Below are 9,374 nucleotides of genomic sequence, written 5' to 3'. Positions count from 1 at the left end.
GCGGCGCGGGTGCGGCGGCGGGTGCGGCCGCGGGCGGCGCGGGCGGCGCGGGCTCCGCGCGAACTGCGCCGGGCGCGGGTTGCGCGAGGGCCGCGGCGGGGGCGCCGAGCAGCAGGGCGAGCGTGCACGCCGTGAGGGCGCGGTGGGCTCTGCGGGGCGAGGAGGAGGAGGTGAAGCGGGAGACAGAGGACGTCATGTTGACCCGCGGGTCACTTATGGGCGCTCGCCTCTCCCGTCAAGCGCCCTTGCACGACTTCACATTCCGCAGCATCGCGACGGGGTCACGTCGATTCGTGACCCCCGGGTCGTGACGCCTCCTCAGCGCATGTAGGCCGGCGTGGCCACGGCGCTGCGGCACTGCCAGTTGAAGCTCCGCATGTGCGGGGCCCGGCCCTTCTGCTGGAGCTTCGCCACGAGCCCGCCGACGGCGGTCGCCAGCTTGGCGTCGTGCGAGTAGTGGTAGGCCATGGCCATGACATAGGCGGCTTCGCCCCAGTGCTCGTTGTCGGGGTCTTCCTCGCCCCGGCCCGAGCCGCCTTCGCCCATGAAGTAGTAGGGCTTGCCCGAGCTGTCCATCCCCTCACGCGCGATGGCGCGCCCGAGCTTCACGATCGACGTGTGCACCTGGTTCGCCCGCGCGCCGCCCCGCTCGCTGGCGTAGAGGTCGAGCCCGTCGGCGAGGATGGCGCTCATCCAGGGGCTGCAACCGAAGTACCCGTAATCCTCGCCGTGCGCGCCGGCGTGGTGCGCGAAGCAACGGGCATTCGAATCTCCATACCCTTGCGGATACGTCGCCTGGACGTTGAGGTAGGCGTCGACCGCGTCGTCGGCGAGCTGCTGGAAATGGTCGCTCCGATCGTCGGAGACCATCATCGCGTAGGTCATGTCGAGCAGGAAGAAGCCCGCGTGGCGCTCCGTCCAGAGCCCCGTGTCCTTCCCCTTGTACCGCGGGCTCCAGATCGAGGCCATTCGCTCGGCCACCTCCTCGGCGGCCTCGCGGAAGCGGTCGTCGCCCGTCAGGAGGTAATGGATCGCGAGGTTCTGGGTGTAATGGTATTTCGGATCCTTCGCCTTCTTGGGGATCCCGATGGTCAGGCCCTTTCCGCTGCCGGAGATGCCGGCGCGGTAGAGCGCGGTCTCGCGGTAGGCCGTGCGGAGCGTCTCGACGTCGCCCCTCCGCGCATACCCTCGATAGAACGTGGTGCCGCGATCGTAGAGCCAGACGGCGGGGTCTCCCTTCTTCGGGAGGAACGCGTCCACGTCGTGCTTCTCGTAATCGCAGACCTTCGCCCAGCCGTCGTAGGGAGAGCTCTTGGTCTCCGATTCCGGGGCGATGAGGCCCATCACGCCGCTCCTCGTGAGCCGCTCGGGCGAGAGGAGCGCATACACGCGCGGCCCCTGGGTCCCGTCCGCGTCCATCAGCGTCCGCTGCACGGGCACCATCGAGAGCGCGCCGGCCTTCGACGCCTCGCCCACGATCACCTGGATCTCCGTCTCCCCGGCGACGCGCACGTCGACCTGGATCTGCACGCTCCGCAGGCTGCCGTTCGCGTGGTGGGCGAGGCCGCGGTGCGCGACGGCGAGGTCGCGGCCCTCGTGGACCACGCGAATCATGGATTCGTCGGAGAGCTCGCCGGGGGCCAGGGGAATCGCGAAATTGACGCGCTGAACGCCGGAGCCGCCCTGCCCGGCGACGAGGCGCACCGTCTCGGCGCGCCGCGCCGACAGCGCGCCCTCGGCTTCCGCGACGTTCTCCTCGTCCTCGGCCTCCGCCACGGCGTCGTCCGTGGCCTCTTCGTCGCTCCCCTCGTCGCCGGCCGTATCGCTCGTCGCGTCCGTGTCGCTCTCGACCGCCTCGAGCCCGTCTTCCAGCCCGTCGTCCGCGGAGGCGACACACGAGGCCGTGGAGGCGGCGAGGAGCAGGGCGAGGAGCGAAATACAAGAATTGGAATGATAACGGTGCATGGGTGCGCCTTTCAAAGGAGGTGTGCGAATGGCCGAACCGGGCCGACGCGGTCGCCGCGAGGACGAAGGCCAAACGAAGGATGCCCGTGCGCGCTTTCGGGGCCGAAGAAGGCCCAGCGCGTCAATCGGTGTCGGTCACGAGCAATTCAATGACAGGCAGCCGGGACGTCGTCGAGATTTTTAATGGGAACGGCTGGACGACGCGGGGCTGCGCATTACCAACCTCCACATTTATTTTCGGAAGCCGCCCCACCGGAGCGGCGGGGATTGCCGGCACTCGCGGCATTCGTGCGAAAGCGTTGTGCTCGGCGCGCGCGCCCCCCGTGCGAAACATGCGCGGAATCCCCACCGGAGACCCCTCGAAGCCCCCTCCGGTCGCCCGGCATCACCCTTGGCGCGCAGCCGTTGCCCCCTCCGGCCGCCCGGCGCCTCCGTGGCGCTTCGCCAAGGCCGCCCCGGATCCCGTCGACCTCTCGAGGGCGCTTCGCCAACGACCCCCCGGCGTCCCCGAACTTCGCCTTGGCGCTTCGCCAACGACCCCGCGGGGTGCCCGGACCTCGCCTTGGCGCTTCGCCCAAGCACACCCCGGACACGCCGACCTCTCCCTGGCGCCTCGCCAAAGCCCCCCCCGGGCCGCGCAGCCCTCGCTCGGCGTGCCGCCAAGGCTCCTCCGGGCCCCAGGACCTCCTTTGGGCGCTTCGCCAAAGGCCTCCCGGGCCGCGCAGCCCCCTCGCCGGCGCATTCGCGCGCCGTTTCCGTCGCAGACGCACCGTGCAATTCTATTTGCGCTTTCGCTCTGAACACGACATCGAATAGCCGAAGCCTCGGAGGTATCAATGCCCGTCCAATCCCACCGACGCCCTGAGCTACGCGCATCCGTCGTAAAGTTGCTCGAAACCCTCGTCCCCGCCGTACGGGACGGAGGCGAGGTCCCGCTCCTCTCCATCGTGCAGAGCGTCGCGGGAGATCGATTGAAGCCCGAGGTCCAAAAACACCTCGAAGCCCGCGGCAACGCCGTCTTCCGGCGCGAAGGCGAGACGATGACCTTCTCGAACGAAGGCCCCGCCCTGCGCATCCCCCTCAAGCGATTCGACCTCCGCATCGCCGCCCGCGTCACCGGCGAGGCCCGCCTCGTCGAAGGCGGCGCCACCCTACGCTTCCGCGGCGCCGAGACCCTGAGCGCGAGCAAATTCCTCTTCTCCGTGCGCCTCGAAGGCATCGAAGCCACCGACCAGCGAATCCTCGTCGACATGGAAGGCGACTCCTTCGACCAAGTCTTCGAGCTCGTCTAAAAAGCGTCCCCCCCCCTCCCTCTGACATCTGCGTCATAGCGGCGCCGGCTGGCACACCGGTTCCCGCCCAGCGCGAACCCTCCTTCACGGGCACGCGCGCCTCCCCACAAACAGCAACCCCGCACCCCGATTCAGATTCCGTTTCCTGTCCGCGCAGTTGGAGCGAACCCCGGAGGCGGCGAGATTTCGACAGAGGCTGGCTTCTTATTTGCCAGGCGAAGCCGCGGAGGCCTCATGCGAACCCATCTTCGACGCCCGCTCGCCCTGCTCCTCGTCTCCCTCGCCGGCGCCAGCATCGCCGCCGGATGCTCCGGCATCGACGATACCTTCGTCCCCAACCAGGACATCGCCGTCGCCGCCGTCTCGCCACCTGCCATCTCCGGTGGCACCCTCGCCATCTCCGGTGACGGTCACACCGCCATCGCCGCCGACCCCGACCGCGACATGGTCTGGATCGTCGACCTCGAAGCCGGCGCCCTGAAAGCCAAGGTCACCCTCGAAGAAGGCGACGAGCCCGGGCGCGTGGCCATCGACAAGAGCGGCCGCGCCCACGTGGCCCTGCGCTCCGGCGGCGCCGTCGCCTCGATCGACGTGGCCAGCGGCAAGCTGCTCGAGCGTCGTCAAGTCTGCGCGACGCCCCGCGGCATCGCCTACGAGGCCGCATTCGACCGCCTCCACGTGGCATGCAACACGGGCGAGCTCGTGACGCTGCCGGCCGCAGGCGGCCCGGCAACGCGCGTGGTGAAGCTCGGCCGCGACCTGCGCGACGTGGTGGTGGACGGGAACAGGCTGCTCGTAAGCCGCTTCCGCACCGCCGAGGTGCTCGTCGTGGGCCTCGAAGGAAAGATCATTCAGGAACAGAAGCCGGCCCCGGTAAAGACCTTCGATCCGTTCACCGGCGGAGAAGCGAGCTTCGAGCCCGCCGTGGCCTGGCGCATGGTGTCCCGCCCGAACGGCGGCGCCCTGATGGTGCACCAGCGCGCGTCCTCCTCGCCGGTGGTGATCGAGCAGCCCGGCGGCTACGGCAGCGGCGGCGGCTGCGACGGGAGCATCGTGCAAACGACGGTGACCGAGGTGGAGCCCGGCGACGAGGAGGTGCCGATCGTGATCCCGCCCGTCGGCGCCGCATCCCTCTCCGGCACGGCCCTGCCCGTCGACATCGCCATCGCCCCGAACCAGGACGAGGTGACGATCGTCGCCGCCGGCAACAACGCAATCCTGCGGACGTCGCGGGCCTCCATCACGATCGGCGAGCCCACGGGCTGCGATCCGTCGTTCAGCGAGGCGGTGCCCGGTCAGCCGATCGCAGCGCAATACTGGGGCGACCACCAGCTCGCCGTGCAACTGCGCGAGCCCGCGGCCATCTACCTGCCGAACACGCAGCAGATGATCGAGCTGCCCGGCGAGTCCCGCAAGGACACGGGCCACGACGTGTTCCACAAGAGCGCAAACGGCTTCAGCTCGCTCGCCTGCGCCTCCTGCCACCCGGAGGCGATGGATGACGCCCGGACCTGGAACTTCAACCCGATCGGTCCGCGTCGCACGCAGTCGATCCGCGGCGGCATCCTGGCCACGGCCCCCCTGCACTGGGACGGCGACATGGAAGACCTCGGCCACATCATGAGCGAGGTGTTCGTGAACCGAATGGGCGGGACGCAGCTCGGCCCGCGTCAGTCGCGTCTCGTCGGTCGCTGGATCGACGCGCAACCCGTGCTGCCGAAAGCCGAGGTCGCCGACACGACCGCGGTGGAGCGCGGCAAGGAGCTCTACTTCGACGCCAAGGTGGGCTGCGCGAGCTGCCACAGCGGCGCCAAGCTGACGAACAACGACTGGGCCGACGTAGGCACGGGCAAGGCCTTCCAGGTGCCCACCCTGATGGGCCTCGCCGACCGCGCCCCCTTCATGCACGACGGCTGCGCCCCCACGCTGCGCGACCGCTTCAGCCCCGCCTGCGGCGGCGGCGACAAGCACGGCGTGACCTCCCACCTGTCCTCCGCCCAGGTCGACGACCTCGTGGCGTACCTCGAGACGCTGTAGAGGGAGAGTGGTTGGGGCGTTGCCCCAAACCCCAGCAGGGGGCTGTCCGCCCCCTGCACCCCGGACCAGGCACGGCCTGGACCGGGGGTGGAAGAACTGCGCATCGCGCAGTTCTTCCAACGGGCCCGTGGCAAGACCACGCGCGACGTCGCCCACCAAGACAGCCTCGCCGCTCCAGCCAAGACAGCAGCGCTGCCCTACCTGCTAGGCACCTTTTCCCTGTCGACAGCGCGCTTGCGCGCTGTCGTCCTCGGTCCAGGCCGTGCCTGGTCCGGGTCCAGGGGCGGAGAGCCCCTGGTCGGGGTCCGGGGTGAAACCCCGGCGCGGCGCCGCGCAAGTTTTTTGCGCATCCCGTCGGATCCTCGTCAGGGGGCGCGTGATTGGGTAGACTCCCGAGGCGTGAACGTCGAACAACGAATCGCGGCGCTGGAAGCGCTCCTTGACAAGGTTCAGAAGAACGCCGCGTTGCCTCGGCCTGAGCGTGCGGAGCTCGGCTCGCTCGCGGTGAAGCCGGGGGACGACGTGGTTGGCGCTCCGATCCCCGCGATCGCGGAGGCGGCGACGCCCATCGTCACCAAGAAGCCCGACATCGGCGAGGACCTTTGGGACGAGGCGCCTGCGAATGCGCCGCCGCCGAGGGCCGTGGCCATCGCGGCTCCGTTGCCTGGCCTCAAGGAGGGCACGCCGAAGACGCCGCCGGCCGTGCCGGCCAAACCTGCGCCTGCGGCTGCCAAGCCGGCGGCCGTGCCGGGACCGAAGCCCATCACGCCGGTCACGACGGCTGCGAAGCCGGCGGCCGTTGCGCCGACCGCTGCCAAACCTGCGGCGGTCCCGGGTCCGAAGCCCATCACGCCCGTCGCCACCGGCGCGAAGCCGGCTGCGACGCCGCCCGCCACGCCCGCGGCGACCAAGCCCGCGGCTGCGATGCCCAAGATCACGACGGCTGCGACGACGCCCATCGCGACGAAGCCGGCGATCAAGCCGGTCGATGAACTCAAGAGGACGATCCCTGGCGTTGGCGATGGGGACGAGGTTGGGGATTCTCGTCCGCCGCCGCTTCAAGATGCGGATGCGATCACGGCGCCGCTCGCGCTTGCGCCCGAGCAGATCGAGGCCCTCATCGGGGGCGAGAAGAAGCCGGAGATCACGAGCACGGGCTTGCCCTCGGCGATCGTCGAGGACGGCGACGGCGAGGATGCCGAGCCGACGAAGCTCTTCGAGCCTGCCTCGACGTCGAAGCCGAGCGCGGCGCTCTTGGGTGCCCTCGTCAAGCCCGAGCCCGAGACGAAGCCGGTGTCCGAGCGGAAGCCGGTCGTCGAGGCGAAGCCCGAGCCCGAGACGAAGCCCGAGCCCGAGGCGGTCGTCGAGATCGAGACGAAGCCCGCGTCCGAGAAGAAGCCGGTCCTCGAGGTCAAGCCCGAGCCCGAGGCGGTCGTCGAGATCGAGACGAAGCCCGCGTCCGAGAAGAAGCCCGCGAAGAAGCCCGAGCCCGAGGAGGCATCCATCGAGCTCGGCGCGGCGGAGCTCGAGCCCAAGCCCGAGTCGGAGAAGAAGCCGGCTGCGAAGCCGCCGCTCCCGCCGAAGAAGCCCGAGGCCGAGAAGAAGCCCGTCGCCGAGACGAAGCCGCCGGTCGAGAAGAAGCCGCCGGTCGAGAAGAAGCCCGTCGTCGTGGCGAAGGAGCCCGAGGAGACGAAGCCGACGCAGGAGCCGAAGAAGGGTTTGCCCGGGTGGCTGCTCGTCGCTGCGGCGCTCTTGCTCATCGGCGCGGGTGTGTTCGTCGCGATGCAGAAGGGCTGGATCCCCGGCCTCGCGCAGCCCGGAACCACGGGCGGCGCCGTGACGCCTCCGCCCACGCCCACGCCTGCGCCCACGGAGCCGGAGAAGGCGGCGCCCACGCCCACGGACACGGCGGGGACCGCGCCCGCGCCCACGGACAGCGCCGTGGCGGCTCCGCCTGGCAGCGCGTCGGCTGCGCCGGCGGGCAGCGCTTCGGCGGAGCCTGCGGCGAGCGCGAGCGCTGCGCCGACGGCGGAGGCGCCCCCGGCGAAGGATCCGGCGACGCTCCCGCCGACGCGTGGCGTCTTGACCGTGACCTCGAACAAGGCGGCGCTCATCTTCTTGACCGGCAAGCTGGTCGGGAACACGGGCGAGGCGCTCGAGGTCGACTGCGGTCCGAAGTTCGTCCGCCTCGCCGAGCCCGGCGAGACGAACCCGACGAAGGCCAAGTGGCTCACGCCGGGTCAGTCGGCCGTGATCAACTGCCAGAAGGCGAACACCGTCACCATCAACGTGCCCTGAAGGCGCGCCGCGCGAGCGGCGCACGTGCGAGGAAGCCTCGAGGTCCCAGGCCTCGGGGCTTCTTCGTTTCGAACGCGGGTGGCGCGGACCCGCAGGCGGAATGGTAGGCTCCGCGCCGCATGGACGTGCAGCAAGATGGGCAAGCGGCCGAGGCGCAGGACGCCCCGGAGACGAACGAGACCAACGAGGCGGGCGAGGCGAGCGCGCCCGAGGCGCCCGAGGCGCCGCAAGCGCTGCCGCAGGCGACGACGGGGGCGAGCGGCCCCTTCCCGACGCAAAGCCCGCTCGATGGATCCGCCCTGCCGGCCGTGACGGCGACGTCGGCGAGCGAGATCCCGGCGCTCGCCCGCAAGGCGCGTGAGGCGCAGCGGGCGTGGGCCGCGAAGACGGCGCGGGAACGGGCGAGCGTGATCGCGCCCGTGAAATCGCGCATCCTCGCCCGCGCCGAGGAGATCGCGGACCTCGTGCACCGCGAGTGCGGCAAGCCCATCGAGGAGGCGGCGCTCGCCGAGGTGCTGCCGAACGCGGACCTCGTCGAGTACTGGACCGACGCGATCGAGGAGCTGCTCGAAGGCACGACGGTCGAGTTCGATCCGCTCTCGTATCCCGGCAAGATCGGCCGGATCCACAAGGCGCCGCGCGGGCTCGTCGGGCTCGTGACGCCGTGGAACTACCCCGTGGCGATCCCGCTTCGGACGATCGTGCCGGCGCTGCTCGCGGGCAACGCGGTCCTCTTCAAGCCGAGCGAGATCACGCCGCGGGCGGGCGCGCTCGTGGCGTCGCTCTTCGAAGGGCTCTTGCCCGAGGGGCTGCTCGCGCTCGTGCAAGGCGGCGGGGACGTGGGCGCGGCGGTCGTCGATGAAGCCGACGTCGTGGTGTTCACGGGCAGCGTCGCGACGGGGAGGCGCGTGGCCGTGCGCTGCGCGGAGCGGCTGATCCCGTGCTCGCTGGAGCTCGGCGGCAAGGACGCGGCCATCGTGCTCGCCGACGCGCTGGTCGAGCGGACGGCGAACGGCATCGTCTGGGGCGCGTTCACGAACGCCGGGCAGAACTGCGCGTCGATCGAGCGCGTGTACGTGGATCGGAAGATCGCGGACAAGCTCGTGCCGCGCATCGTGGAGCTGACGAAGAAGCTCGAGCCGGGCCGCGATACAGCCGTGCTCACGACGTCGCGGCAGTGCGACATCGTGCGGCGTCACCTCGCGGAGGCCGAAGCCGCCGGGGCCGAGGTGCTCGCGGGCGGCGCGCCCGAGGCAGGATCGCTCGCGTTCGCGCCGACCGTCGTGAAGCTCGATCACGAGGACACGCCGCTGCTGCGGGAGGAGACGTTCGGGCCGATCCTGCCGATCGTGCTCGTGGACGGCGTGGAGGACGCGATCACGCGGGTGAACGCGTCGACGTTCGGGCTCACGACGAGCTTGTGGACGCGGCGCGTGGGCGCGGCGCACGCGATGGCGCGGCGCCTCAAGACGGGCGTGGTGACGATCAACAACCACGGCTTCACGGCCGCCGTGGCCGCGGCGCCCTGGACGGGCACGGGCGAGAGCGGATACGGCATCACGAACAGCCCGCACGCCCTGGGCGAGCTGACGCGCCCGCAGTTCGTCCTCGAAGACCGCAACAAGGCCGCGCGTGAACTCTGGTGGTACCCCTACACGCCCGTGCTGCGCAAAATCGCCTTCGCGATGGCGCGCGTGCGGGGTGGGGCGGGCTTGTTCGGTCGCATCGCCGCGGTCTTCGAGCTCGTCGCTGCGCTGCCGAAGCGCCTGCTCGGAGGATAAC

The 9,374-nt window shown here is 70.6% G+C and carries 6 protein-coding genes; 4 read left to right on the top strand and 2 right to left on the bottom strand.

Features of this window, described 5'->3' with window-relative positions; genetic code table 11:
• On the bottom strand, positions 1–196 hold a 196-nt coding region (locus QHF89_RS35000; protein WP_284721311.1), incomplete at its 3' end, for a hypothetical protein.
• 122 nt (positions 197–318) lie between these two features.
• Complete coding sequence (locus tag QHF89_RS34995) at positions 319–1,965, bottom strand: hypothetical protein (RefSeq protein WP_136967454.1); 1,647 nt, start codon at positions 1,963–1,965, stop codon at positions 319–321.
• A gap of 836 nt (positions 1,966–2,801) precedes the next feature.
• On the opposite strand from QHF89_RS34995, the gene QHF89_RS34990 reads away from it, so the two are divergent.
• The 4 genes from QHF89_RS34990 to QHF89_RS34975 all read left to right on the top strand — a co-directional run bounded on the left by QHF89_RS34990 (position 2,802) and on the right by QHF89_RS34975 (position 9,373).
• Positions 2,802–3,257 (top strand): hypothetical protein, encoded by a 456-nt coding sequence (locus QHF89_RS34990; RefSeq protein ID WP_136967453.1) that lies wholly within the window; start codon positions 2,802–2,804, stop codon positions 3,255–3,257.
• 234 nt (positions 3,258–3,491) lie between these two features.
• Positions 3,492–5,294, top strand: coding sequence for a c-type cytochrome (locus QHF89_RS34985; protein ID WP_136967452.1), 1,803 nt, complete (start codon positions 3,492–3,494; stop codon positions 5,292–5,294).
• A 399-nt stretch (positions 5,295–5,693) separates the two neighbouring features.
• Entirely contained in the window at positions 5,694–7,592 is a 1,899-nt protein-coding gene (locus QHF89_RS34980) for a hypothetical protein (RefSeq protein ID WP_136967451.1), read from the top strand.
• 119 nt (positions 7,593–7,711) lie between these two features.
• Positions 7,712–9,373, top strand: a complete 1,662-nt coding sequence (locus QHF89_RS34975) for an aldehyde dehydrogenase family protein (protein ID WP_136967450.1) — start codon at positions 7,712–7,714, stop codon at positions 9,371–9,373.
• Position 9,374: the final 1 nt, after the last annotated feature.

The organism is Polyangium sorediatum, from assembly GCF_029946465.1.
Lineage (GTDB): Bacteria > Myxococcota_A > Polyangia > Polyangiales > Polyangiaceae > Polyangium > Polyangium fumosum.
This window is presented reverse-complemented; position numbering and strand designations above follow the sequence as displayed.